Annotated in this window: 23 protein-coding genes; 12 read left to right on the top strand and 11 right to left on the bottom strand. The window is 66.2% G+C overall.

The window, feature by feature from the left end:
- The first annotated feature begins 234 nt into the window (after window positions 1–234).
- Complete coding sequence (locus ACZYSP_RS26075; RefSeq protein ID WP_093078642.1) at window positions 235–1,134, top strand: RNA ligase family protein; 900 nt, start codon at window positions 235–237, stop codon at window positions 1,132–1,134.
- Window positions 1,131–2,270 (top strand): AAA family ATPase, encoded by a 1,140-nt coding sequence (locus ACZYSP_RS26070; RefSeq protein WP_093078640.1) that lies wholly within the window; start codon window positions 1,131–1,133, stop codon window positions 2,268–2,270. Before ACZYSP_RS26075 ends, ACZYSP_RS26070 begins: the two co-directional genes overlap by 4 nt.
- A 66-nt stretch (window positions 2,271–2,336) precedes the next feature.
- On the opposite strand, the gene ffh is transcribed toward ACZYSP_RS26070, so the two are convergent.
- Window positions 2,337–3,725, bottom strand: coding sequence for a signal recognition particle protein (ffh, locus tag ACZYSP_RS26065; protein ID WP_093056193.1), 1,389 nt, complete (start codon window positions 3,723–3,725; stop codon window positions 2,337–2,339).
- A gap of 114 nt (window positions 3,726–3,839) precedes the next feature.
- Here ffh and ACZYSP_RS26060 point away from each other — a divergent pair, with 114 nt between their 5' ends.
- From ACZYSP_RS26060 to ACZYSP_RS26025, 8 genes are all read left to right on the top strand, one after another.
- Window positions 3,840–4,652: a cytochrome C assembly family protein gene (locus ACZYSP_RS26060; RefSeq protein ID WP_093056195.1), complete on the top strand. Its 813-nt coding sequence runs from the start codon at window positions 3,840–3,842 to the stop codon at window positions 4,650–4,652.
- Window position 4,653: 1 nt separating this feature from the next.
- On the top strand, window positions 4,654–4,914 hold the full coding sequence (locus ACZYSP_RS26055) for a PP0621 family protein (RefSeq protein ID WP_093056197.1): 261 nt from the start codon (window positions 4,654–4,656) through the stop codon (window positions 4,912–4,914).
- Window positions 4,911–6,608 (top strand): two-component system sensor histidine kinase NtrB, encoded by a 1,698-nt coding sequence (locus ACZYSP_RS26050; protein WP_093078639.1) that lies wholly within the window; start codon window positions 4,911–4,913, stop codon window positions 6,606–6,608. Before ACZYSP_RS26055 ends, ACZYSP_RS26050 begins: the two co-directional genes overlap by 4 nt.
- Window positions 6,609–6,612: 4 nt before the next feature.
- Window positions 6,613–8,160 (top strand): sigma-54-dependent transcriptional regulator, encoded by a 1,548-nt coding sequence (locus ACZYSP_RS26045; protein WP_489017418.1) that lies wholly within the window; start codon window positions 6,613–6,615, stop codon window positions 8,158–8,160.
- Complete coding sequence (gene ampD, locus ACZYSP_RS26040) at window positions 8,147–8,746, top strand: 1,6-anhydro-N-acetylmuramyl-L-alanine amidase AmpD (protein ID WP_489017416.1); 600 nt, start codon at window positions 8,147–8,149, stop codon at window positions 8,744–8,746. Before ACZYSP_RS26045 ends, ampD begins: the two co-directional genes overlap by 14 nt.
- A gap of 350 nt (window positions 8,747–9,096) precedes the next feature.
- Complete coding sequence (locus tag ACZYSP_RS26035; RefSeq protein ID WP_354338867.1) at window positions 9,097–12,012, top strand: ribonucleoside-diphosphate reductase subunit alpha; 2,916 nt, start codon at window positions 9,097–9,099, stop codon at window positions 12,010–12,012.
- A 192-nt stretch (window positions 12,013–12,204) separates the two neighbouring features.
- A complete protein-coding gene (locus tag ACZYSP_RS26030) occupies window positions 12,205–13,434 on the top strand; it encodes a ribonucleotide-diphosphate reductase subunit beta (RefSeq protein ID WP_097200119.1) in 1,230 nt (409 codons plus the stop codon).
- A gap of 196 nt (window positions 13,435–13,630) precedes the next feature.
- Window positions 13,631–14,140 (top strand): histone H1-like DNA-binding protein, encoded by a 510-nt coding sequence (locus ACZYSP_RS26025; RefSeq protein WP_019656794.1) that lies wholly within the window; start codon window positions 13,631–13,633, stop codon window positions 14,138–14,140.
- 81 nt (window positions 14,141–14,221) lie between these two features.
- Here ACZYSP_RS26025 and ACZYSP_RS26020 read toward each other — a convergent pair whose 3' ends face one another.
- The 7 genes from ACZYSP_RS26020 to ACZYSP_RS25990 form a co-directional block, all read right to left on the bottom strand.
- A complete protein-coding gene (locus tag ACZYSP_RS26020; RefSeq protein ID WP_093056209.1) occupies window positions 14,222–15,124 on the bottom strand; it encodes a carbohydrate kinase family protein in 903 nt (300 codons plus the stop codon).
- Between the two features lie 63 nt (window positions 15,125–15,187).
- Entirely contained in the window at window positions 15,188–16,561 is a 1,374-nt protein-coding gene (locus ACZYSP_RS26015) for a zinc-ribbon and DUF3426 domain-containing protein (RefSeq protein ID WP_354338865.1), read from the bottom strand.
- Between the two features lie 52 nt (window positions 16,562–16,613).
- On the bottom strand, window positions 16,614–17,504 hold the full coding sequence (gene prmA, locus ACZYSP_RS26010) for a 50S ribosomal protein L11 methyltransferase (RefSeq protein WP_489017412.1): 891 nt from the start codon (window positions 17,502–17,504) through the stop codon (window positions 16,614–16,616).
- A gap of 14 nt (window positions 17,505–17,518) precedes the next feature.
- On the bottom strand, window positions 17,519–18,868 hold the full coding sequence (gene accC / locus ACZYSP_RS26005; protein ID WP_081270245.1) for an acetyl-CoA carboxylase biotin carboxylase subunit: 1,350 nt from the start codon (window positions 18,866–18,868) through the stop codon (window positions 17,519–17,521).
- 2 nt (window positions 18,869–18,870) lie between these two features.
- Window positions 18,871–19,338 (bottom strand): acetyl-CoA carboxylase biotin carboxyl carrier protein, encoded by a 468-nt coding sequence (accB, locus tag ACZYSP_RS26000; protein ID WP_093056213.1) that lies wholly within the window; start codon window positions 19,336–19,338, stop codon window positions 18,871–18,873.
- Window positions 19,339–19,438: 100 nt separating this feature from the next.
- On the bottom strand, window positions 19,439–19,990 hold the full coding sequence (locus ACZYSP_RS25995; RefSeq protein ID WP_097200121.1) for a TlpA family protein disulfide reductase: 552 nt from the start codon (window positions 19,988–19,990) through the stop codon (window positions 19,439–19,441).
- Entirely contained in the window at window positions 19,991–20,587 is a 597-nt protein-coding gene (locus ACZYSP_RS25990; RefSeq protein ID WP_093173026.1) for a hypothetical protein, read from the bottom strand.
- A 111-nt stretch (window positions 20,588–20,698) separates the two neighbouring features.
- On the opposite strand from ACZYSP_RS25990, the gene mpl reads away from it, so the two are divergent.
- Together mpl and ACZYSP_RS25980 are read left to right on the top strand one after the other, a co-directional pair.
- Window positions 20,699–22,102 (top strand): UDP-N-acetylmuramate:L-alanyl-gamma-D-glutamyl-meso-diaminopimelate ligase, encoded by a 1,404-nt coding sequence (gene mpl / locus ACZYSP_RS25985; RefSeq protein ID WP_489017408.1) that lies wholly within the window; start codon window positions 20,699–20,701, stop codon window positions 22,100–22,102.
- Window positions 22,099–22,617 carry a cupin domain-containing protein gene (locus ACZYSP_RS25980; protein WP_093173030.1) on the top strand — a complete coding sequence of 173 codons (519 nt, stop codon included), beginning with the start codon at window positions 22,099–22,101 and terminating at the stop codon, window positions 22,615–22,617. Before mpl ends, ACZYSP_RS25980 begins: the two co-directional genes overlap by 4 nt.
- Window positions 22,618–22,625: 8 nt before the next feature.
- Here the strand turns inward: ACZYSP_RS25980 and ACZYSP_RS25975 are convergent, their stop codons facing one another.
- The 3 genes from ACZYSP_RS25975 to tldD all read right to left on the bottom strand — a co-directional run bounded on the left by ACZYSP_RS25975 (window position 22,626) and on the right by tldD (window position 26,022).
- Window positions 22,626–23,744: a 3-deoxy-7-phosphoheptulonate synthase gene (locus ACZYSP_RS25975; RefSeq protein ID WP_093056223.1), complete on the bottom strand. Its 1,119-nt coding sequence runs from the start codon at window positions 23,742–23,744 to the stop codon at window positions 22,626–22,628.
- Between the two features lie 235 nt (window positions 23,745–23,979).
- On the bottom strand, window positions 23,980–24,519 hold the full coding sequence (locus ACZYSP_RS25970) for a hypothetical protein (RefSeq protein ID WP_489017405.1): 540 nt from the start codon (window positions 24,517–24,519) through the stop codon (window positions 23,980–23,982).
- A gap of 42 nt (window positions 24,520–24,561) precedes the next feature.
- Window positions 24,562–26,022, bottom strand: coding sequence for a metalloprotease TldD (tldD, locus tag ACZYSP_RS25965; RefSeq protein ID WP_093056227.1), 1,461 nt, complete (start codon window positions 26,020–26,022; stop codon window positions 24,562–24,564).
- Between the last annotated feature and the right edge of the window lie 20 nt (window positions 26,023–26,042).

Raw genomic sequence — 26,042 nt, 5'->3', positions numbered from 1 at the left:
CTTTTTTCATGGCGCGTGGCTAGAATCGCGCCTTCCTTTTTTCAACCCACGGATCCCTCGATCCCCTGGAGCGCCAAGTGCCCCGATTCGCCGTCATCACTCTCTGACGCCGACACAACGCCACTTCATTGCTGGTCAAGTCGGGCGCCTGGCTGCGCTTTCCGCTGACCGCACTCTTTACAGCTTCGCTCCCGCACGTTGTCGGTTCTTCCTGATTTCCATCTGGAGAACAACGTGTTCCCTCTCTCTTCTTCTCTTTCATCGATTCCGCTGCTCAAGTACCCGCGTACTGCGCATCTGGAAGGCTCGCGCCTGCAGGCCGGCGACAGCGACGACGGCCAGACGCCGCTGTCGGCGCTGCATGGCCAGCACGTGGTCATCGAGGAAAAACTCGATGGCGCCAATGCGGCCGTTTCATTCACGTCGGCAGGCGAACTGCTGCTGCAATCGCGCGGCCACTACCTCGCAGGCGGCGCCGGCGAGCGGCAGTTCAACCTGTTCAAGCACTGGGCCGCCGCCCATGAAGCAGCGCTGCTGGAGCGCCTCGAAGACCGCTACGTGATGTACGGCGAATGGTGCTTTGCCAAGCACAGCTGCTGGTACGACCGGCTGCCGGCCTTCTTCCTGGAGTTCGACATCTACGATCGGCAGGCGCAGCGCTTTCTCTCGACACCGGCGCGGCATGCGTTGCTCGCGGGCAGCCCCGTGCTGCCGGTGCCCGTGCTCTACGAAGGCGAGATGCCGCGCCATGCCAAAGCACTGCGAGCGCTCGTGCGGCCTTCGCTGGCGCGCAGCGCGGACTGGAAGACGGCCTTCGAGGACGCGGTGGCGAACGAAGGCCAGCCGCTCGATCGCGTGCGCCAGCAGACCGACCTGTCCGATCTGGCCGAGGGCCTGTACCTCAAGACCGAATCGGATGGGCAGGTGACGGGCCGCTACAAGTGGGTGCGCCCGGACTTCGTCCAGACCATCCTCGACTCGGGCTCGCACCACAGCCGCCGGCCGGTGCTGCCCAACCGGCTCGCGCCCGGCGTAGACCTCTACGCACCGACGCCGCCGGTCACCTGGCAAGACCTGGGGCTGCGCACCTTGCGCGACCCCGCCGAACTCGCAACCCAAGGGAGGCCGCGATGACATACGACGATCTGCGCGCCCTGGTGCCCGCGCCCGACAAAGGCACCGACTGGGCGCAATGCTGCGACCTGCTGCCGGCCTTGCTGCGCCTCGAAGAGACGCCGCAAGACCCGTACTACCACGCCGAAGGCAACGTCGGCATCCACACACGCATGGTGCTCGACGCGCTGATGCAGGACGCGCACTACCAGCGTGCCGATGCCGACGGCCGCTTCGTGCTGTTCATGGCCTGCCTGCTGCACGACATCGCCAAGCCCGACACCACGGTGATCGACGAAGCCAACGGCCGCATCGGCCAGCCCGGCCACTCGCGCCGCGGCGCGGTCGACGTGCGGGTGCTGATGTGGAAGGCCCGCGTGCCTTTCGCGCTGCGCGAGGCCGTCTGCCGGATCATCGCCGTGCACCAGGTGCCGTTCCACGCCTTCGCCTCGCGCAAGGGCGTGCGGCCGGAGTGGCTGGTGCACAAGCTCTCCTGGGAGCTGAGCCTGCCCGACCTGTGTTGCGTGGCGCGCTGCGACATGCTCGGCCGCCACTACGAGAAGCGCGCGGACAGCATGGCCGACATCGCGCTCTTCGAGGAGCTGGCACAGGAAGAAGGCTGCTGGGAAGGCCCTCGCCAGATGGTCGACGCCCACACGCGCCTGGCCTACTTCCGCGGAGCCGACACCAGCCCCGACTACCCGCTGTTCCAGACGCCGGGCTCACGGGTAACGGTGATGTGCGGCCTGCCGGCCAGCGGCAAGAACCACTGGGTGGCACGGCACCGCAAGGGCTGGCCGGTTGTGTCCTTCGACGATGCGCGCGCCGAGCTGGGCCTGAAGCACGGCGAGAACGACGGGCTCGCGGCACATCACGCGGTCGATCAGGCGAAGGCGTTGCTGCGCAAGCAGCAGCGCTTCGTCTGGAACGCCACGCACCTGAGCCAGCAGATGCGCACCAAGACGCTCGACCTGCTATGGGCCTACCACGCGCAGATCGAGCTGGTGTACCTGGAAGCGCCGCACGCAGAGCTGATGCGCCGCAACCGCGAGCGCGACACGACGCTGTCGAACGCGGGCATCGAGCGGATGCTGCACCGCTGGGAGTTGCCTGCGCCAACCGAGGCGCACGAAACGGTCTACGAAGTGCAGACCTGAAGACAGAAGGCCCGCCAGTGCGAACCGGCGGGCCTTCTTATATATATGGAGGGGCGAAGCGTTCGCCTAGAACGGCAGCTTCGGGCCGCCGGGCCCACCCATTCCGCCCATGCCCTTCATGCCGCCCATCTTCTTCATCATCTTCATGAGGCCGGCGCCCTTCATCTTCTTCATCATCCCCTGCATCTGCTCGAACTCGTTGAGCAGGCGGTTCACTTCCTGAACCTGCACGCCGGCACCGGCCGCGATGCGGCGCTTGCGCGTGGCCTTCAGCAGTTCGGGCTTGCGGCGCTCCAGCGGCGTCATGCTGTTGATGATGCCTTCCTTGCGGCGGATGTCGCGCTCGGCGCGGGTCATGTCGGCTTCGGTGGCCTTGGCGGCCATCTGCGCGGGCAGCTTGTCCATCAGGCTGGAGAGGCCGCCCATCTGCTTCATCTGCTGCAGCTGGCCGAGGAAGTCGTTGAGGTCGAAGCCCGCGCCGCTCTTGACCTTGGCCGCGAGCTTCTGCGCCGCCGCCACGTCGACACCGGCCGTGACCTGCTCGACCAGCGCGACGATGTCGCCCATGCCCAGGATGCGGCCCGCATGGCGCTCGGCGTCGAACACTTCCAGGCCGTCGATCTTCTCGCTGGTGCCCGCGAACTTGATCGGCACGCCCGTGACCTGGCGCACCGACAGCGCCGCGCCGCCGCGCGAGTCGCCATCGGTCTTGGTCAGGATGATGCCGGTGAGCGGCAGCGCTTCCTTGAAGGCCTTGGCGGTGTTGATCGCGTCCTGGCCCTGCATGGCATCGACCACGAACAGGGTTTCGACCGGGTCGAGCGCCGCATGCAGCTGCTTGATTTCGGTCATCAGCACTTCGTCGATGGCAAGGCGGCCGGCCGTGTCGACCAGCAGCACGTCGAAGTAATGGCGCTTGGCGTGGTCGAGCGCGGCGCGCGCGATGTCCAGCGGCTTCTGGTCGGGCGTGCTCGGGAACCACTCGGCGCCGGCCTGCTTGGTAACGGTCTTGAGCTGCTCGATGGCGGCAGGGCGATACACGTCGCCCGACACGGTGAGCACCTTCTTCTTGCGCTTTTCGATCAGGTGCTTGGCGAGCTTGGCGGTGGTGGTGGTCTTGCCGGCACCTTGCAGGCCGGCCATCAGGATCACTGCCGGCGGCTGGGCCGCGAGGTTGATGTCGGACACGCCCTCGCCCATGGTTGCGGCGAGTTCCCGATTGACGATGCCGACCAGCGCCTGGCCCGGCTTGAGCGAGCCCAGCACTTCCTGGCCGAGCGACTTCTCTTTCACGCGGGCGACGAAGTCGCGCACCACGGGCAGCGCCACGTCGGCCTCCAGCAGCGCCATGCGCACTTCGCGCAGCATGTCCTGCACGTTGCTTTCGGTGATGCGGGCCTGGCCGCTCATCGTCTTGACGAGGCGGGAGAACTTTTCTGTGAGGGCGGTGGCCATGAGCGGAATGCCTTGCTGCCCGCTGCTGCGGGCCGGATGGAAAGTCTTGGAGACGAGGAGAGAACTTGAAGTCGGGCGCGGGGAACGCAAGGGCGAGCCGGTACACTCCGGCCGATGATTTTAGCGATCCCCTCCCCGCTCGGCGTGGCGCTGGGCATCGCCACTGCGGTTGCCTACGGTTTCGTTGCCGGTGCCGGTGCCAAACTGAGCCGTCAATCGACCCAGTGGGCCCTCGGAATTGCGTGGATTCTGCATGCCGCCGTGCTGGCCCACGGCCTCATCGGCAGCGAGCCGCGCTTCGGTTTCGCACCCGCCCTGTCGGTCACCGCCTGGCTGGTGCTCACCGTCTACGCGGTCGAAAGCCGCATGTATCCCCAATTGAAGGTGCGGCGTGCGCTCGCCTGGCTGGGCGCGGCCGCGGTGCTGCTGGCCATCCTGTTTCCCGGTACGCCGCTGCACGTCACGGCTTCGCCGTGGCTGCCGCTGCATCTGGCGCTGGGCATTGCCTCGTACGGCCTGTTCGGCGCCGCTGTCGTGCACGCCTGGCTGATCACCCGTGCCGAAAAGCAGATCCGCCTGGCCACCGCCGAGCCGCAGGGCGGCGTGCCGCTGCTCACGCTCGAACGGCTCACCTTCCGATTCGTCACCGCCGGCTTCGTGCTGCTGTCGGCCACGCTGCTGGCCGGCCTGCTGTTCAGCGAGCAGCTGTACGGCGCCGCCGGCCGCGTCTGGAAGTGGGACCACAAGACCATCTTCTCGGTGCTCGCCTGGATCACCTTCGCGATCCTTTTGATCGGCCGGGCCCGCTTCGGCTGGCGCGGCCGCACTGCGCGCCGCGTGCTGTACGCCGGCTCGGCCCTGTTGCTGCTGGCCTACGTGGGTTCACGCTTCGTGCTCGAAGTGGTGCTTGCGCGTCCTCCCGTCTGAAATGAAATACCTCCTCGTCCTCGCGGTGCTCTGGGTCGCGATCTGGCTCTGGCGCAAGAACCGCCGCGAAGAAATGCGCGACGCCATGCGCGAGCGCGCGGCCAAGGCGCAGCAGCGCCCCGCCGCACCAGCCGGCCCGCCGCAGGCCATGGTGCGCTGCGCCCATTGCGGCCTGCACCTGCCGGCGACCGATGCCATCGCCGGCCCCGGCGGCGCGGTCTATTGCAGCACCGCGCACCGCGAAGCCGCAACGCCCCAATGAGCGCCCCCCTCTGGTCGCGCGGCGAGCCGGTCACCGACTGGGACGTGCTCGACCAGGGCACGGGCGAAAGCTCGGCGCTGATCCGGCTCTGGCGTGGCTTCATGGCCGCGCGCTGCTTCATCGCGCTGGTGCTGATGCTGCTGCAGGGCGTGGCCTTTGTCATCGGGCAGACGATGCAGCCGGTGGCCATCACCATCTCGGCGCTCTACCTCGCCGCGACCTGGCTGGGCATGCGCTACACGCGCGTGCAGCCGCCGATCCGCGGTTTTGCCGCGCTCTGGCTGCTGACCATCGGCATCGATCTGGCCGCCTTCACCGCCTTGCAGGTGCTGCAGGGCGGCAACGTCAACTACACGCCGCTGTTCGCGCTGCCGGTGCTCATGAGCGCGGTGCTGGGCACCATGATCGTGAGCCTGGGCACCACCGCCACGGTCACGCTGCTGCTGCTGGCCGACGCGGGCTGGCACTGGCTGCAGCAGCCGGGCGATTCTTCGCCGCGCTTCGTGCAGGCGGCGCTCACCGGCACGGGTCTCTTCGTGGTGGCGCTGCTCGCGCACGAAATGGCCCGCCGGCTGGCGCGCGAGGAAGCCGTGGCGCAGCGCAGCCGCAGCAGCGCGCAGATGCAGGCGCAGGTCAACGACCTGGTGATCGAGACGCTGAGCGAAGGCGTGCTGGTGATCGACGCCGAAGGCCTGGTACATGCGGCCAACCCAGCAGCCGATGCCATCCTCGGCCAGGGCCTGGCGAAGCTGACGCTGCCGTTCCCGCTGCATGCCCAGCCTGCCTGGCATGCGCTGGCCGCGCTGGCGCGCCAGACCTTCGCGCGGCGGGCGCCGCAGACGGAAGAAATCCCGGTGGCGCAGGTGCGCGGCGCGGCGCGCGAGGTGCGCGTGCGCACGCGGCTCACACCCACCAGCGAAAAACGCATCGACAGCCTGTGCGTGATGTTCCTGCAGGACCTGCGCGAGCTCGAAGCCCGCATCCGCACCGAGAAGCTGGCCGCAATGGGCCGCATGTCGGCGGCCGTGGCGCATGAAATCCGCAACCCGCTGGCCGCCATCACCCAGGCCAGCGCGCTGCTCAACGAAGACCTGACAGACCCGGCGCACCGTAAGCTCACGAGCATGGTGCAGCACAACGCGCAGCGGCTCGCGCGCATCGTGGACGACGTGCTCGACGTCTCGCGCGCCCGCCAGCAGCGCGTGCTGTCGCTCGGCGAGCAGGTCGTGCTCGACCCTGCGGTGCAGGTGCTGGCCGAGGAATGGGTGCGCCAGACCCAGCGCAAGGGCGTGCTGGTGTCGCTCGATGCGCCCAGCAGCGAGGTGCGCTTCGACGCCGAGCACCTGCGCCGCCTGATCGTGAACCTGCTGGACAACGCCTCGCGCTACGCCGGCAAGCGCGAAGACTCGATCCAGGTGCTGACCGCGCTGCAGCGCAGCGGCACCAACCGCCCCAGCCTGATGGTGTGGAGCGACGGCGCGCCGCTGGAGCCGGCGGTGCAGCGGCACCTGTTCGAGCCTTTCTTTTCTTCCGAGAGCCGCTCCAGCGGGCTCGGCCTGTTCCTGTGCCGCGAGCTGTGCCGGCGGCATGGCGCCACCATCGGCTACGAGCGGCGCGCGCTGGTGCCGGGCGGGCCCGAGGGCAACGAATTCTTCGTCAGCTTCGCCCCCAGCGAAAACCGGCTGACACAATAGCGCCGTGAGCACCCCCCCCCCTTCCACCCAGCGACCGGCGCAGATCCTGGTCATCGACGACGAACCCGACCTGCGCACGCTCTATGAATTGACGCTGCTGCGCGAGGGCTATCGCGTCGAGGCCGCGGGCAGCGTGTCAGAAGCCTGGCAGCACCTGGAGGCCGGCCGCTTCGACGCCGTGATCACCGACATGCGGCTGCCCGACGGGCAGGGCATGGAGATCATCCACCGCATCCAGAAGGCCCAGCGCAGCGAGCGCTGCGTGGTGATGACGGCATACGGCTCGGCCGAGAACGCGGTGGAAGCGCTGAAGGCCGGCGCCTTCGACTACCTCACGAAGCCGGTCGACCTGAAGCAGTTCCGCGCCGTCGTGGCTTCCGCCGTGCAGGCGCGGCTGGCGCCGCAGCCGGTGGCCAAGCCCGTGCAAGCGGTACCCGCGAGCAACAACAGCGCCGACGCAACGGTGGTCACCTCCGGCACCGGCATCGCCGCGCTCGACCGTCTCGTGGGCGAATCGGAGCCTATGCGCCTCGTCAAGTCGCGCATCGCCAAGGTGGCGCGCGGCATGGCGCCGGTGCTGGTGCGCGGCGAATCGGGCACCGGCAAGGAGCTGGTTGCGCGCGCGGTGCATGCCTGCAGCCAGCGCAGCGAAGGCCCATTCGTCGCGGTGAACTGCGGCGCGATTCCCGAGAACCTGCTCGAGGCCGAATTCTTCGGCGCGCGCAAGGGCTCGTACACCGGCTCCTCGCAAGACCGTGACGGCTACTTCCAGGCCGCGCGCGGCGGCACGCTGTTCCTCGACGAAATCGGCGACCTGCCGCTGGCCATGCAGTCGAAGCTGCTGCGCGCGATCCAGGAGCGCAGCGTGCGCTCGATCGGCTCGACGCAGGAAGAAGCTGTCGACGTGCGCATCGTCAGCGCCACGCATAAAGACCTGCACGCCGAAGTGCAGGCCGGCCGCTTCCGCCAGGATCTTTTCTACCGCCTCAACGTGATCGAGATCGCGGTGCCCGCGCTGCGCGACCGCCGTGAGGACCTGCCCGCGCTGTGCGCCGCGCTGCTCTCGCGCATCGCGCAGGACGGCGGCCTGCCCGTGCCGCATCTGTCGAACGAACTGCTGCGCCGCCTCGCGCAGCATCCGCTGAACGGCAACGTGCGCGAGCTCGAAAACCTGTTGCACCGCGCGGTGGCGCTGAACGACGGAGACGAACTTCATCTCGACCTGATGGGCGGCTTCACTGCTGCGGCCGAAGCCGCGGCGTCCGCGCCAGCGCCGCTGTCGCCCGTCACCGACGCGCCTGTCGCGCTGGCTCCACTTCCGGTCGCGCCCCCCAAGGTCGCACCGCCGCCGCTGCCCTCCGACCTGCAGGCCTACCTCGACCAGCAGGAGCGCGAGATCCTCGTGCGTGCGCTGCACGAGAGCGGCTTCAACCGCACCGCGGCCGCCGCGCGGCTCGGCATGAGCCTGCGCCAGATCCGCTACCGCATCGCGCGGCTGGGTATCACCACGCCCAACGGCGACGATGGCGCGAGCAGCCATGTCGACGACTGAAGCCAACGACAGCGGGCTCTGGCAAGCCGGCTGGTACCGCTTCGCGAAGGCGCTGCGCTCGCCGAACTTCGGGCCCCGCCCCGCGGGCGCGCAGACCGATCTCATCGTGCTGCATTCAATCAGCCTGCCGCCCGGCGAATATGGCGGCGACGCGGTGCAGCAGCTGTTCACCAACCAGCTCGACTGGGACGCGCACCCCTACTTCCAGTCGATCCACGGCCTCGAGGTGTCCTCGCATTTCTTCGTGCGCCGCAACGGCGAACTCTGGCAGTTCGTGAGTTGCGACGACCGTGCCTGGCATGCCGGCGTGTCGTCGTGGCGCGGCCGCGGCAACTGCAACGACGACTCCGTCGGCATCGAGCTCGAAGGCCTCGAAGGCCAGCCCTTCGAAGAGCCGCAATACGAGACGCTCGCGAGCCTGTGTGCCGCGATCGCGCAGCACTACGCGATCGCGCACATCGCCGGCCACGAGCACATCGCGCCGGGCCGCAAACAGGATCCGGGCGCGGGCTTCGACTGGCGCCTGCTGCGCGAACAGCTCGGCTGGAATCCACAGATGTTTCCGCCGCAGGTGGTGCAGCGCTAATTTTTTCAATCGTGCGGCACCTCGTGATGCGTCGCTCTTGCAGCGCAGCAATGCGAAAATAGCAACCGCGCGATTCAGCAACCATGCGGCCTGCAGGCCCAAATCGGCTTGCAAGCCAAGCCCCATGCGGGTTGAGAGACCATAGGCCAGTATTCAAGCGGCATCGCTGGCCGTGTCCTATGGCGGAAGTAATACCGGCAATCCTTGTATCCATAGGAAAACGCTACATCTAGTGGGTTGTACACCCCCCGCACCCTAGATATAGTGTCCCCTGTCCGGTCATCCACACCGGCGCAGCGCCCGGCCCAGGCGCCGCCATCCAACAAGAATTGCCAACCGAGAGGAAGCGAATGCAAACTGCCCTGACCCCCCAATCGACCCCGCGTGCCGTTCCCTCGACGCCACCGCAGCAGCAGCGAGACACTGCTGGCTCCCCCACCGGCCAGAACCTGGCCCACTACCAGATCATCCGCCGCAACGGCGCTGTCGTGCCCTTCGAGCCGAACAAGATCGCCATCGCGATGATGAAAGCCTTCCTGGCCGTGCACGGCACCCAGGGCGCGGCTTCGGCCAGCGTGCGCGAAACGGTCGACGTGCTCACGCAGGGCGTGATCCGCGCGCTGGTGCGCTCGCGTCCGGGCGGCGGCACCTTCCACATCGAAGACGTGCAAGACCAGGTCGAACTCGGCCTGATGCGCGGCGGCCACCATGAAATTGCCCGCGCCTACGTGCTGTACCGCGAACGCCGCACGCAAGAGCGCTCGAAGCAGGGCGAGCAAGACGTGCCGGCCGCGCCCGCACTGCACGTGCTGGACAACGGCGAGCTCGTCACCCTTGACCTGAACGAACTCAAGGGCCTGATCGAGTCGGCCTGCGAAAACCTGGGCGACAGCATCACGTCCGCCCCCATCGTCGCCGAGACGATGCGCAACCTGTACGACGGCGTGCCGCTCGACGAGGTCTACAAGGCTTCGATCCTGGCGGCCCGCACGCTGATCGAGAAAGACCCCGACTACACCTTCGCCACCGCGCGCCTGCTGCTGCACACGATCTTCAAGGAGATCATCGGCCGCGAAGTGATGCCGGCCGAGCGCGCCACCGCCTACGCCGACTACTTCCCGCAGTTCATCAAGAAGGGCGTGGACAACGACCTGCTCGACGAAAAGCTGCTGCAGTACGACCTGCCCCGCCTGGGCGCGGCGCTGAAGGCCGAGCGTGACAACCAGTTCGACTACCTCGGCCTGCAGACCCTGTACGACCGCTACTTCCTGCACGTGCGCAAGACCCGCATCGAGCTGCCGCAGGCCTTCTTCATGCGCGTGGCCATGGGCCTGTCGCTGAACGAAATCGACCGCGAAGCCCGCGCCATCGAGTTCTACGAAGTGCTGTCGTCGTTCGACTTCATGTCGAGCACGCCCACGCTGTTCAACGCCGGCACGCTGCGCTCGCAGCTGTCGAGCTGCTACCTGACCACGGTGCCCGACGACCTCGACGGCATCTACGAGTCGATCAAGGAAAACGCGCTGCTGTCGAAGTTCGCCGGCGGCCTGGGCAACGACTGGACCCGCGTTCGCGCGCTCGGCAGCCACATCAAGGGCACGAACGGCGAATCGCAGGGCGTGGTGCCGTTCCTGAAGGTGGTGAACGACACGGCAGTGGCCGTGAACCAGGGCGGCAAGCGCAAGGGCGCTGTCTGCACGTACCTCGAAACCTGGCACCTCGACATCGAGGAGTTCCTGGAGCTGCGCAAGAACACCGGCGACGACCGCCGCCGCACGCACGACATGAACACCGCCAACTGGATCCCCGACCTGTTCATGCGCCGCGTGATGGAAAAGGGCACCTGGACGCTGTTCTCGCCCTCCAACGTGCCCGACCTGCACGACCTGTTCGGCGCCGACTTCGAGAAGGCCTACGTGGCCTACGAAGAGAAGGCTGCCCGCGGCGACATCAAGCCCGCGCGCACCATCCAGGCGACCGACCTGTGGCGCAAGATGCTCACGATGCTGTTCGAGACCGGCCACCCCTGGATCACGTTCAAGGACGCCTGCAACGTGCGCTCGCCGCAGCAGCACGCAGGCGTGGTGCACTCGTCGAACCTCTGCACCGAGATCACGCTGAACACCAGCGACACCGAAACCGCCGTCTGCAACCTGGGTTCCGTGAACCTGCTGCAGCACCTGAAGGACGGCAAGGTCGACCAGGAAAAGCTGAAGAAGACGATCTCCACGGCGATGCGCATGCTCGACAACGTGATCGACATCAACTACTACGCCGTGAAGAAGGCACGCGACTCGAACCTGCGCCACCGTCCGGTCGGCCTGGGCCTGATGGGCTTCCAGGACGCGCTGTACGAACTGCGCATTCCGTACGCATCACAAGAAGCCGTGCAGTTCGCCGACGAGTCGATGGAAGCCATCTGCTACCACGCCTACTGGGCCTCGACCGACCTGGCGCGCGAACGCGGCAAGTACTCGAGCTACAAGGGCTCGCTGTGGGACAAGGGCATCCTGCCGATCGACTCGCTCGACCTGCTGGAAAAGGCACGCGGCGGCTACGTCGAGGTCGACCGCTCGGCCACCCTCGACTGGGACGCGCTGCGCTCGAAGATCAAGGCCGACGGCATGCGCAATTCGAACTGCGTGGCCATCGCACCGACCGCGACCATCTCGAACATCATCGGCGTGGACGCTTCGATCGAACCCTGCTTCGGCAACCTGTCGGTCAAGTCGAACCTGTCGGGCGAATTCACCGTGATCAACCACTACCTGGTGCGCGACCTGAAGCGCCTGGGCCTGTGGGACGACGTGATGGTGATGGACCTGAAGCACTTCGACGGTTCGCTGCGTCCCATCGACCGCGTGCCGCAGGATGTGAAGGCGCTCTACGCCACCGCGTTCGAAGTCGAAACCACGTGGCTGGTCGAAGCCGCTGCGCGTCGCCAGAAGTGGATCGACCAGGCGCAGTCGCTGAACATCTACATGGCCGGTGCATCGGGCAAGAAGCTCGACGACACCTACAAGCTCGCATGGCTGCGCGGCCTGAAGACCACGTACTACCTGCGTACGCAGAGCGCGACGCACGCCGAGAAGTCGACGGTGCAATCGGGCCGTCTCAACGCGGTGTCGTCGGGCAACGACGCACCCTCGGGCATGAGCGCACTCGAAGCCGCCGCTGCTGCAGCGAAGGCACAGATGAGCGCAATGCCCGCCACCGACATCGCGTTCTGCGGTGTGGACGATCCGACCTGTGAAGCGTGCCAATAACGCGTCGATGCTCGCGACAGTGAGTCAGTGAGGTGCATGCAAAAAATCGCGCGACGTTCACTCAATGAAGGCATTGACTGACATCGCGCGATGCATGCGAGCAACATAACAACCACATAAATGGCGTGCGATGTGAACGAGCACTTTGCAACTCACATCGTTACTCCGATAATTTGAGCATTGGATTTTTCTATGTTGACCTGGGACGAAGAAGTCAAGCCCTCCTTACCAAAGGATATGCAACAAGGATTGCAGCACCACAACGCATCGACCAGCGGCTTGCCCGCAGGCCGTTCGGTGGACGCTCCGACTTCGTCGATTGCGCAACCCGCGCTCCGCGCGCTCGATGACGGCGCGGTCGTGCGTCCAGTTGCCGCCGCCGCAGCAGCAACGCCTGCTGCCACCCAACGCGTCAAGGCTTCCGACAAGCGCATCATCAACGGCCAGACCGACGTCAACCAGTTGGTGCCGTTCAAGTACAAATGGGCGTGGGAAAAGTACCTCGCCACCTGCGCCAACCACTGGATGCCGCAGGAAGTGAACATGACGCGCGACATCGCGCTCTGGAAAGACCCGAACGGCCTGACCGAAGACGAGCGCCGCATCGTCAAGCGCAACCTCGGCTTCTTCGTGACCGCCGACTCGCTGGCCGCCAACAACATCGTGCTGGGCACCTATCGCCACATCACGGCCCCCGAATGCCGCCAGTTCCTGCTGCGCCAGGCCTTCGAGGAAGCGATCCACACGCACGCGTACCAGTACATCGTCGAGTCGCTCGGCCTGGACGAGAGCGAGATCTTCAACGCCTACAACGAAGTGCCGTCGATCCGCGAGAAGGACCAGTTCCTGATCCCGTTCATCGACGCCATCAGCGACCCGAACTTCAAGACCGGCACCCACGAGACCGACCAGACGCTGCTCAAGTCGCTCATCGTGTTCGCCTGCCTGATGGAAGGCCTGTTCTTCTACGTCGGCTTCACGCAGATCCTCGCGCTGGGCCGCCAGAACAAGATGACCGGCGCCGCCGAGCAGTACCAGTACATCCTGCGTGACGAGTCGATGCACTGCAACTTCGGCATCGACCTGATCAACCAGCTCAAGCTCGAGAACCCCGGCCTCTGGACCTCCGAGTTCAAGGCCGAGATCAAGGCGCTCTTCATGCGCGCCGTCGAGCTCGAATACAAATACGCCGAAGACACCATGCCACGTGGCGTGCTCGGCATGAACGCCTCCATGTTCAAGGGGTACCTGCGCTATATCGCCAACCGGCGTGCACAGCAGATCGGCCTCGAAACGCTCTTCCCGAACGAAGAAAATCCGTTCCCCTGGATGAGCGAAATGATTGACCTGAAGAAAGAGCGCAACTTTTTCGAAACCCGCGTGATCGAGTACCAGTCGGGTGGTGCGCTCTCCTGGGATTGAATCTTTCGACAAGAATTAATGAATTCAAGAATTGCCCTTGCCACCGATCGCGCCAAAGAGCGCGGCATGGACTGGGGCTCAGGTGTTCATGGTGCTGGGGCTCAGATCTCAACGCCATGAATCGCTTCACGCTACCCAACGTGCGTGGAGTGCTTCAATAGGTTGATTTTTTCAACTTGATCAAGGAGAAATAGAAATGGCAACTGCAAAGAAAGCGCCGGCTAAGAAAGCCGCTGCAAAGAAGGCTCCGGCAAAGAAGGCTGTGGCCGCTAAGAAGGCTCCGGCAAAGAAGGTAGCCGCCAAGAAGGCACCGGCCAAGAAGGTCGCTGCCAAGAAGGCTCCGGCGAAGAAGGTAGCCGCCAAGAAGGCAGCACCGGCCAAGAAGGCCGCTGCCAAGAAGGCTCCGGCGAAGAAGGCCGTAGCGAAGAAGGCGCCTGCGAAGAAGGCTGCTGCCAAGAAGGCCCCGGCAAAGAAGGCCGCCGCCAAGAAGGCGCCTGCGAAGAAGGCTGCTGCCAAGAAGGCGCCTGCGAAAAAGGCTGCGGCCAAGAAAGCCGCGAAAAAGCCTGCTGCCAAAAAGCCTGCTGCGAAGAAGGCTCCCAAGGCCGCTGCGCCCGCCAAGGCTGCAGCCGTAGCGCCTGCCCCTGCGGCGCAAACGACGCTGAATCCCCAGGCAGCCTGGCCGTTCCCCACGGCCAGCAAGCCCTGAGTTTCTCAGCGGCCTTGAAGGCGCAAAGCCCGACACCTCGCGGTGTCGGGCTTTTTTATTGGCGCTTCTGCGGGAAGAAGATCAGAGACCCAGGGCCTTGCGATCGATCTCGTAGTTCTGCGGGCCACGCTGCGCGATCTTGATCGCGCCGACCTTGTTGCCCAGCGCTGCGCACTGCGCCAGCGGCCAACCCTTTTCCAGACCGAACAGCAGCGCGCCACGCCATGCGTCGCCGCAGCCCGTGGGCTCGACCACTTCGGTGGCCACCACGCCCGGCACGTGCTCGCGTTCGCCGTCGGTCCAGATCTCGCAGCCCTCGGCCGCCAGCGTGACCACCAGGCCGCGCACGCGCTTCGAGATCTCGGCCAGGCTCCAGCCGGTGCGCTGCGACAGCATCTTCCCTTCGTAGTCGTTCACGACCACCCAGCTCGCGAGATCGACGAAATGACGCAGCGCCTCGCCGTCGAACATCGGCAAGCCCTGGCCCGGATCGAACACGAACGGAATGCCGGCGGCAGCGAACTGCTCCGCGTGCTGCAGCATCGCGTCGCGGCCATCTGGCGCGATGATGCCGAGCTTGATGTCATCGCGCGCGGCCACCTTCGTGATGTGCGCCTGCTGCATCGCGCCGGGGTGGAAGGCGGTGATCTGGTTGTTGTCGACGTCGCTCATGATCATCGCCTGCGCGGTGAAGGTGTCGTCGAGCTGGCGCACGAACTCGGTGTCGATGCCCAGCGAGCGCATGCGCTCGAGGTACGAAGCGCCGTCGCTGCCGAGCGTGGCCATCGGTAGCGCAGTGCCGCCCAGTGCATTGAGGCTGTAGGCAATGTTGCCGGCACAGCCGCCGAAGTCACGCCGTAGCGTCGGCACCAGGAACGACACATTGAGGATGTGCAGCTGGTCCGGAAGAATCTGGTCGGCGAACCGGCCCTCGAAAGTCATGATGGTGTCGAACGCGAGGGACCCGCAAATCACTGCTGCCATGGTTGAGCCGTTGGTTGAATGGTGGATGGAAGAGAAAAGGACGCGTGCAGGCAAGCGCCCCGCTCAGGGATAGAAAGCTTCGACGCGGTAACCCGCGATCGGCGGTAGCGCTGCGGCTTCCGAAGCGGACAAGGTCAGTGGCAGCGAGGCTGCGCGGTCGGCGCGGGCCTGCAGCACCGTCGGCGCACCGTAGTCCGCCGGCAACAACACGCGGCGCACCACGGCGCGCTCCTGCGTGTCGAGCAGCGAGAGTTCGACGGCGGGCATCGCGAGCGGCACGGTGGCGCCATTGCGCAGGGTGAAGCTCAGGCGGTAGTCGTTGCCCCCACTCTTCTCGCGCGCGAAGGCCGCGCCTTCGATCACGATGTCGCCGATCTGGCGCAGAGCCGCGAGTTCACAGCCTGTGTACTGGCACAGCGCGGCGAGGGCCGGCCGCAGATTGGGCTGGCGCGCGGCAATGCCGTCGCGCTCGTGGCGGATGACCTGCAGGATGAGCAGCAGCACGGCAATCACCGCCAGCAGGACCAGCACGATGCGCACGCTCTTGCGCTGCCAGAAGCCGGTTGCCCTCTCGAAGGACTCGTCATCGTCCGCGAAGGGATGCCCTATTGGCAGTTCGAAATCCGGGGAGCGCGCAAGGTCGGACTCGCTTTCGGCCTGCACCACAACAGGCGAAGCCTTCGCAGCCGCACGCTCCTCACGCGCCTTGGCGCTCGCGATCTTGGCCGACTTGATGCGGGCGCGGCGCAGCGCCTTCTGCATCTGCACCTGGTCGTGGTCTTTTTCTTCCTGCTCGCGCTCCCCTTCAGCGCCGTCGTCGCTCGCTCGCTCGATCATCAGCCCGCGCATTGCCTTGATGCGCGGGGCGACGGGCAGGGGCGGCGCCGGGGGTGGTGGCGCGGGCGGCGGCGACGCGAGGTTCAGGTCGATGTTCGGGAACGGCGGCAGCGTGCTCGGTGGCGGCTTCCACGCGGGTTCGCTGACGTCGAGGTCGGACCATGGCTCGTCGGCGACGATGCCGTGTTCGGGCAATGACAGCGAGAACTCGAGCGCTGCTGGAGGTGGTGGTGGCAACGCCGGTGTCGGTGCAGGCGCTGGAGCCTCCGGGGGCAGCGCATGCCGAGGTTGCTGCTCGGGCTCGTCGTCGAAGAAGTCCGCATCTTCGGCAGGCGACGAGGGCTCCAACTCGAGCGGCGGCGGTGGCGCAGGAAGTTCGGGCGCGACCTTGGGCTCCGAGGCGGACTCGACCAGCCCCGGCATGTAGCCACCGCCCTGCACTGGCGGCGCTGCGCCATCGGGCGCCTCGTGCAGATCGAGCGTGGCGTCGAACACATGGCTGCATCGGCCGCAGCGCACCCAGCCATCAGAGATGCGAAGCTGGTCGCGCACCACCTTGAAGGTGGTGGTGCAGGCGGGGCAGCGCGTGACGAGACTCATGACCGGGCGATTGTAGGGTCGAGCCCCCGCCACGGGAGGGGCGCAAGGCGGCTCAGCAGCGCGCGGTCATGAGGATCCAGCCGTCCTCGGTGTCGCTGACTTCGAGCGTTGCGTACGGCGCGTAGGCCTCTTTCAATTCATCGGCCTGGCGCTCGAGGATGCCGGCCATCACCAGCGATCCGCCCGCCTTCACATGGCTGCGCAGCAACGGCGCGAGCACCTTGAGCGGCGTGGCCAGGATGTTGGCGAGCACGGTGTCGTAGTGGCCCTTCGCCGCTTCGGGCAGGCCCGCGTTCAGCCGGACGCCGTTGGCCTCGGCATTGAGCCGGGTCGACGAGACCGCGGCTTCGTCGATGTCGACAGCGTCGATGTCGGTTGCGCCGAACTTCGCCGCGCCGATGGCAAGAATGCCGGAGCCGCAGCCGTAGTCGAGCACGCGTTGGTTGGCCAGCACGCCGTCGCCCTGCGTCGCAATCCACCGCAGGCACATGCGCGTGGTGGGATGCGTGCCGGTGCCGAAGGCCAGGCCCGGATCGAGCCGAATCACCTGCTTTGCCTGCTCAGGTGGCTCATGCCACGTCGGCACGATCCAGAACTCGGGCGTGATCTCGACGGGAGCGAACTGCGATTGCGTCAGGCGCACCCAGTCCTGCTCGGGCACCGGCGCGATGCCGAGCACCTCGCAGCCTTCGAAGAAGTCCTGCAGCGCGAGCACCGACGCGGCCTCCTTGGCGAGCGCCTCGTCGGGGAACAGCGCGATCACGCGCGAACGCTGCCAGCCCTCCTTCGGCTGCGGCATGCCCGGCTCGCCGAAAAGCGCCTGCTCTGCGTCGGTCTGCGCGTCGGCGTCTTCCACCGACACGCTCAATGCATCGAGTGCATCGAGCGCTTCACCGAGCGTTTCGACCCGGTCTTCCGGCGCCATCAGGCGGAGTTCGAACATCGCGGCGTCCCGGGTCAGCGCTTGTGCGCAGCCAGCCACTCTTCGAGGTAGTGGATGTTGGTGCCGCCGGTCATGAACTTGGAATCGACCATCAGCTCGCGGTGCAGCGGGATGTTGGTCTGGATGCCTTCGATCACGGTTTCATTGAGCGCCGTGCGCATGCGGGCCATGGCCTGCTCGCGCGTGTCGCCGTAGACGATGATCTTGCCGATCATGGAGTCGTAGTTCGGCGGCACGAAGTAGTTGGTGTACGCGTGCGAGTCGACGCGAACGCCTGGGCCGCCCGGCGGGTGCCACATCGTGATGCGACCCGGCGACGGCGTGAACTTCCACGCGTCTTCGGCATTGATGCGGCATTCGATGGCGTGGCCGTGCATCTGGATCTGGCGCTGCGTGAACGGCAGCTTTTCGCCGGCCGCGACCATGATCTGCGTCTTGACGATGTCGATGCCGGTGGTGAACTCGGTCACCGGGTGCTCCACCTGCACGCGCGTGTTCATTTCAATGAAATAGAACTCGCCGTTCTCGTAGAGAAACTCGAAGGTGCCGGCACCGCGGTAGTTGATCTTCTTGCAGGCGGCCGCACAGCGCTCGCCGATCTTCTCGATCAGCTTGCGCGGAATGCCCGGCGCGGGCGATTCCTCGATCACCTTCTGGTGGCGGCGCTGCATGGAGCAGTCGCGCTCGCCCAGGTAAACCGCGTTCTTGTGCTTGTCCGCGAGGATCTGGATTTCGATGTGGCGCGGGTTCTGGAGAAACTTCTCCATGTACACGGCCGGATTGTTGAAGGCCGCGCCGGCTTCCGCCTTGGTCATCTGGATCGCGTTGACCAGAGCCGCCTCGGTGTGCACCACGCGCATGCCGCGACCACCGCCGCCGCCCGCCGCCTTGATGATGACCGGGTAGCCGATGGCACGCGCGATGCGCTTGTTGGTGGCGGCGTCGTCCGAGAGCTCACCCTCGGAGCCGGGCACGCAAGGCACGCCGGCCTTGATCATGGCCTGCTTGGCCGACACCTTGTCGCCCATCGTGCGGATGTTGTCAGGCGTCGGGCCGATGAACTGGAAACCGCTCTGCTCCACGCGTTCGGCGAAGTTCGCGTTCTCGCTCAGGAAGCCGTAGCCGGGGTGAATCGCTTCGGCATCGGTCACTTCGGCCGCCGAAATGATCGCCGGCATGTTGAGATAGCTCTGCGCCGAAGGGGCCGGGCCGATGCACACGGCTTCTTCGGCGAGCTTGATGTACTTCGCGTCGCGGTCGGCTTCGGAATACACCATCACGGCCTTGATGCCGAGCTCGCTGCAGGCACGCTGAATCCGGAGGGCAATCTCCCCCCGGTTTGCAACCAGGATCTTCTTGAACATGGTCACTCGATGATGAACAGCGGCTGTCCGTATTCGACCGCCTGGCCGTTTTCGCCGAGGATCTGGGTGATCGTGCCGGACTTGTCGGCCTCGATTTCATTGAGGATCTTCATCGCTTCGATGATGCAGATGGTGTCACCTTCGTTGACTTTGCTGCCAACCTCGACGAACGCAGCAGCGCCCGGGCTGGACGAACGATAGAAGGTGCCGACCATGGGCGACTTCACGGCATGGCCGGCCGGAGCGGCTTCGGCCGCCGGTGCGCTGGCCACGGCGGGTGCCGCGGGAGCGCCAGCTGCGGCCGGTGCGGCAGCCGCCTGAGGCGCCGCCAGGGTTTGCACATACTGCACCGGAGCGGCGCCGCCGCCCTTCACGATGCGAACCTTGCCTTCGGTTTCGGTGATTTCCAGCTCGGAAATATTCGATTCGGACACCAGATCGATCAGTGTCTTGAGTTTGCGCAGATCCATGGGACTCCAGTGCCGGCTGAGCCGGTCTTCAGGACATAACTTGTTCGAAAATCGGTGATTTTCGGCGTTCGGCGTCTAACGCCAGCGTAAGGAACTGATTCTAACCATGAACCAGTTCGCGTCGCCAAGTGTCCAGGTCGGTGGTCTCGAGCTTGCCCATTTTACGGGCGGCCACGGAGCCGTTCGCATTCAGGACCAGCGTGAAGGGCAAACCGCCACCCGTATTGCCCAGATTCTTGACCAGCTCCGTACCCTGAAGGCCGGCCAGGCCGGTCGGATAGGTGACGGGCGTGCGTTGCAGGAACTTGCGCACGGCGCTGGGTTGATCGATGGCCAATCCAACCACTTGCCAGCCGTTGGCGCCATTTGCACGAAAGAAAGCGTCGATCATCGGCATTTCTTCAACGCAGGGCGGGCACCACGTCGCCCAGAAGTTGAGCAGCAGCGGCTTGCCGCGCAGGCTCGACAGGACGAGGTCACCACCCTCCGGGCGCTCGAAGCTCTGGGCCCAGAAGGCCGCGTCGAGCATCTCCCCGCCCGCTGCGCCACTGCTGCTGCGCTCCTTCCACCATGCGCCGCCGAGCCCGGCGGCCGCAGCCGCTGCCGCCACGCCGGCATAGAGCATGCCGCGTCGGGTGGGCGAAGAAGTCATTCACTTGTCCTTTTCTCGTTCAATCAGTCGGCGCAATGCGGGCAGATCGCCACGCGGCACGCGCCCCTGCGCGTCGGGCTTCAAGGCCCCGCGCAGGTCGTCGAGGTCGTAGACCAGCAGGTGCACGCCGATTTCCTCGCCGAGTGCACGGCTCGGGGCGTGCACGCTCAGGGCCTCGACCTGCTCGCCATGAAAGCCGGTCACCATGCGCGGCTCGTAGTCCACGTGGTGATCGATCAGGGCGATTTCGGCCGATTTGGAATCATCGCAAAACAACTGAATATAAATGTCTGACAGCCGGGTGGCCGTTCCGTGCCACACGGCGCCGCCCACATGAGGGCGGAAGACGGCCATGCGCTCCATCCATTCGAGCGCGAGAAGCCGCAATGCATGCAATTCCTGCGGCTGGGTATCGGCGCAGAAAAGCTCGATGTACTCGCGCACCTCGGCCTCGACCTCGTCGTTGTTGGGCAGCGCGGTGCGCGCCGAAAGGCCCAGGTCACGCAGGGCCCGGCGCTTGGCCGGACCATATTCCAGTCCCTCCTCGACAACGAGGCGGGCTGCAGTGGCGGCAATTTCACGCTTGGACGTGTCCATCGGGGCATTTTGCCCGCAGTACGCGCCCCACACAGCAACATCAGTACGAAGCGCGGGACAAACACGTGGCCCAGGCACGGGCGCGGCACATCGCTTCCCTAGAATCGACCGATGCACATTCATATTCTGGGTATCTGCGGCACGTTCATGGGTGGCGTGGCCGCCCTGGCGCGCGAGGCAGGCCACCGGGTCACGGGCTGCGACGCCGGCGTGTACCCCCCGATGAGCGACCAGCTGCGCGCCCTCGGCATCGACCTGATCGAGGGCTTCGGCGCCGACCAGCTTTCCCTGGCGCCCGACATGTTCGTGGTCGGCAACGTGGTGTCCCGCGCGCGGCTGCCCGACGGAAGCCCCAAGTTCCCGCTGATGGAAGCCATCCTCGACGCCGGCAAGCCCTACACCAGCGGTCCGCAGTGGCTGGCCGAGCATGTGCTGCTCGGCCGCCACGTGCTGGCCGTGGCCGGCACGCACGGCAAGACGACGACCACGTCGATGCTGGCCTGGGTGCTGGAAAAGGGCGGCAAGGCGCCCGGCTTCCTGGTGGGCGGCGTGCCGCTGGACTTCGGCGTCTCGGCCCGGCTGGGCGACGGCCCGGCCTTCGTGATCGAGGCCGACGAGTACGACACGGCCTTCTTCGACAAGCGCAGCAAGTTCGTGCACTACCGGCCGCGCACCGCCGTGCTGAACAACCTCGAGTTCGATCACGCGGACATCTTCGACGATCTTGCCGCTATCGAGCGCCAGTTTCATCATCTCGTGCGCACTGTGCCGAGCACGGGGCGGCTGGTCGTGAACGCCACCGAAGAAAGCCTGCAACGTGTGCTGGCCCAAGGCTGCTGGAGCGAACTCGCGCGCTTCGGCACGAATGGTGAATGGCAGGCGCGCGGCACGCACGACGCCTTCGACGTGCTGCAGCGGGGCGAAGTGGTGGGCCGAGTCGAATGGGAGCTCTCGGGCCTGCACAACCAGATGAACGCGCTGGCCGCCATCGCCGCGGCCGAACATGTGGGCGTGGCGCCGGCCGAGGCAGCCCGTGCGCTGGGCAGCTTCCGCAACGTGCGCCGGCGCATGGAGCTGCGCGGCACGGTCGAGCAAGGCGGCGGCGCAATCACGGTCTACGACGACTTCGCCCACCACCCGACAGCCATCCGCACCACACTCGACGGCCTGCGCAAGAAGCTGGATGCTGCTGGCAAGCAAAGTGAGCGCATCCTCGCGGCCTTCGAGCCGCGCAGCAACACGATGAAGCTGGGCGTCATGGCGGCGCAGCTGCCCTGGAGCCTGGAGGCGGCTGACCTGTCGTTCTGCCACACGGCCGGCCTCGACTGGAATGCCGCAGCAGCGCTCGCGCCGATGGGCGACCGCGCACAGGTGGCCGGAGCCATCGAGCCGCTGGTAAAGCAGATCGTCGCAGCGGCCCGGCCGGGCGATCACATCGTCTGCATGAGCAACGGCGGCTTCGGCGGCGTGCACGACAAACTGCTTGCGGCGCTGCGCTCGGCGGCGGCATCATGACCGCCATGCCGCTCACACGCGCCCACGAACTGATCGAGACCCTGAAGCTGCAGCCCCACCCCGAGGGCGGCTGGTACGGCGAGGTGTTCCGCTCAGCATCGAGCGTCACGCCCACCGACGGTCGCGCGCCGCGCAGCGCGCTGACCAGCATCTACTTTTTGCTCGAAGCGAGCCAGCATTCGCGCTGGCACCGGGTGCTGTCCGACGAAGTCTGGGTGCATCTGGAAGGCGTACCGCTCACGCTGTGGACCTGCGACGCCGCAATGCGCACGGCGCCGGCCCATGTGCGGCTGGGCCCGGTCGATGCGCACGGCACGCGTCCCCAGCATGTGGTGCCCGCCGGCCAATGGCAAGCGGCCCGGCCGATCCAGGGCCACAGTTCAGGCGACTACACACTGGTCGCCTGCATGGTCGGGCCGGGCTTCGATTTCGCTGACTTTTCGATGGTGCCGCCCGACAGCGACGAAGCTGCGTCGATGCGGCACCATTGGCCTGACCTGGCCAGGATGCTCTAGCCCGGGCTTCAGCCCCGGCGCTGCTTGACCGCCTTCGAGAGCGTGTCGAGCACCTGTACCGAATCGTCCCATCCCAGGCAGGCGTCGGTGATGCTCTTGCCGTATTCGAGGCCCGACAGCTGGTCCTTGCCCGGCGTGAACTTCTGGGCGCCCGGCTGCAGGTGGCTTTCGACCATCACGCCGAAAACCCGGTTCGAGCCGCCGGCAATCTGCGCGGCGATGTCCTTCGCCACGTCGATCTGCTTCTGGTGCTGCTTGGAGCTGTTGGCATGGCTGCAATCGACCATCAGCGTGGGCGGCAGCTTGGCGGCTTCGAGATCCTTGCAGGCGGCTTCGACGCTGGCGGCGTCGTAGTTCGGCGCCTTGCCGCCGCGCAGGATCACGTGGCAGTCGCGATTGCCGTTGGTCTGCACGATCGCGACCTGGCCGTTCTTGTGCACCGACAGGAAGTGATGGCCGCGCGCCGCCGCCTGGATGGCATCGGTGGCGATGCGGATGTTGCCGTCGGTGCCGTTCTTGAAGCCGATGGGCGCCGAGAGCCCCGAGGCCAGTTCGCGATGCACCTGGCTTTCGGTGGTGCGTGCACCGATGGCGCCCCAGGAGATCAGGTCGCCGATGTACTGCGGCGAGATCACGTCGAGGAACTCGCTGCCCGCCGGCAGGCCGATGCGGTTGATGTCGATCAGCAGCTGGCGCGCGATGCGCAGGCCTTCGTCGATGCGGAAGCTTTCGTCGAGGTACGGGTCGTTGATGAGCCCCTTCCAGCCGACAGTCGTGCGCGGCTTCTCGAAGTACACGCGCATCACGATTTCCAGCGTGCCGGCGTATTTCTCGCGCTCGACCTTGAGGCGGCGGGCATATTCGAGCGCGGCAGCCGGGTCGTGGATCGAGCAGGGACCCATGATCACCAGCAGCCGGTCGTCCTTGCCGGCCATGATGTTGTGGATGTTGCGGCGCGTGCCTTCGATCAGGGTTTCAACGGGCGTGCCGCGGATCGGGAAAAAGCGGATCAGATGTTCGGGAGGGGGCAGCACGTTGATGTCCTTGATGCGTTCGTCGTCGGTCTTGCTGGTTTTTTCGACGCTCGCATACCAGCTGTCGCTGGCGGGGGCAGTGTTCGTGCTCATGGTTGCTTCCTTGTCTGTCGGGTTTGAGTGGATATCGCAGGGGCAAAAAAAAACCGCCGGGGCTCAGGGCACCGGCGGTTTTGGGAGGGTGTTCGTTTGCTTTACGCGCTCGCCTCTCGTCCGCCGGAAACCGGGAACCAAAAGTAGGCAAAGAAATAAGCGCGGAGGGCGGACATGTGCGCGAAATGTAGCACGGAAAGCAAAAACCCGGTCAAGCCGCCGGGTGCGGCGTTGTTTACCGGTAGCCCGACTCGTTGGCGTTGTGGATGATCCAGATCAGGTTGCCACTGGTGTATTCGCCCATGCCGCCACCCGCGAAGATGAGGCGGCCCTGACCCTTGTAGGTCATCTCGAAACGATGGCGGTCGCTGCCGAAATAGAACGGAATGAAGGCCTTGCCCGTCACGTACGCGCCCTGATCGGTCGGCGGCCCCGCGAGGTCGGTGACCTGCCTGGCGCTCATGCCGATCTGCAGGCGCGCAAACTTGCTGTTTCGCGCCGGGTTGCCGGTGATTTCGCCTTCGTAGCCGTTCAGGCCCTTGACGGTGCGGCCGCTGCCGGCTTCGACCTTCGACGAGTCGACCACGTTGCCCTGGGCATCCATGCCGGCCTTCGCACCGCCGCGCGCCGGCGCCGCGGGGGCGGCTGCGGGTGCCGCAGCAGCCGCAGGCTGGCTGCCCCCGGAACCGCCGCGCGACGCGCAACCTGCGCTTGCCAGCACCACCACGGCAGTCACGGCCCACAGAGCCGCGGACGAATTGATCCTGATCCTCATCGAACGCTCCTTGTTGTGAAAGGAGCGCAGCTTAACAAGCCCTCAGGCCGTACCGCCTACGGTCAAACCATCGATGCGCAACGTCGGCTGGCCGACGCCCACAGGCACGCTCTGGCCTTCCTTGCCGCAGGTGCCGACGCCCGAGTCGAGCGCCATGTCGTTGCCGATCATGGTCACGCGGGTGAGCGCGTCGGGGCCGTTGCCCACGATGGTCGCGCCCTTCACCGGGTACTGGATCTTGCCGTTCTCGACCCAGTAGGCCTCGCTGGCCGAGAACACGAACTTGCCGCTCGTGATGTCGACCTGCCCGCCGCCGAAGTTGGTGGCGTACAGGCCCTTCTTGATGCTCGCGACGATTTCCTTCGGGTCCTTGTCGCCGCCGAGCATGTAGGTGTTGGTCATGCGCGGCATCGGCACGTGTGCGTAGCTTTCGCGCCGGCCGTTGCCGGTGGGCTTGACCTTCATGAGGCGCGCATTGAGCGCGTCCTGGATGTAGCCCTTGAGGATGCCGTCCTCGATCAGTACGTTGCGCTGGCTGGCGTTGCCCTCGTCGTCGACGTTGAGCGAGCCGCGGCGATCGGCGATCGTGCCGTCATCGAGCACCGTGACGCCCTTGGCCGCCACGCGCTGGCCGATGCGGCCCGAGAACGCGCTCGAGCCCTTGCGGTTGAAGTCGCCCTCCAGGCCGTGGCCGATGGCTTCGTGCAGCAGGATGCCGGGCCAGCCGGAGCCGAGCACCACGGTCATTTCGCCGGCCGGTGCCGGGCGTGCGTCGAGGTTGGTCAGGGCGGCCTTCACGGCATGGTCGACGTACTCGGCGATCTGTTCGTCGGTGAAATAGGCCAGGCCGAAACGCCCGCCACCGCCGCCGGAGCCGATTTCGCGGCGGCCATTCTGCTCGGCGATCACCGTGACCGACAGGCGCACCAGCGGGCGAACGTCGGCGGCCAGCGTGCCGTCGGCACGGGCCACGAGCACCACGTCGTACTCGCTCGCCAGGCCCGCCATGACCTGCGCCACGCGCGGATCGCGCGAGCGGGCCAGCTTTTCGACCTTTTCGAGCAGCTTCACCTTGGTGGTGCTGTCGAGCGTGGAAATGGGGTCGATACCGTCGTAGAGCGAGCGGCTCGATGCGATCTTGCGGGCCGGCGTCTTCACGCGGCCCGTGCGGCCTGCGGAGGAAATGGAGCGCACCGTGCGCGCCGCGTCGAGCAGCGAGGCCTCGGAAATGTCGTCCGAATAGGCAAAAGCGGTTTTCTCGCCACTGACCGCGCGCACGCCGACGCCCTGGTCGATGCTGAAGCTGCCGGTCTTGACGATGCCCTCTTCGAGGCTCCAGCCCTCGCTGCGCGTGTACTGGAAGTACAGGTCGGCGTCGTCCACCCGGTGCGCGGTGATCTCGGCCAAGGCCTTGCTCAGGTGCGATTCGTCGAGGCCGAACGGCGTGAGAAGGAGCTGTTGCGCCGTGGCGAGGCGCTCGATGGTGGGTTCGCGAGAGATCATCGCGACATTCTAGGCAGCCG

The sequence above is a fragment of the Variovorax sp. F042 genome, assembly GCF_057814215.1.
The sequence above is the reverse complement of the archived record's forward strand: the minus strand, read 5'-3'. Positions and strand labels throughout refer to the sequence as shown.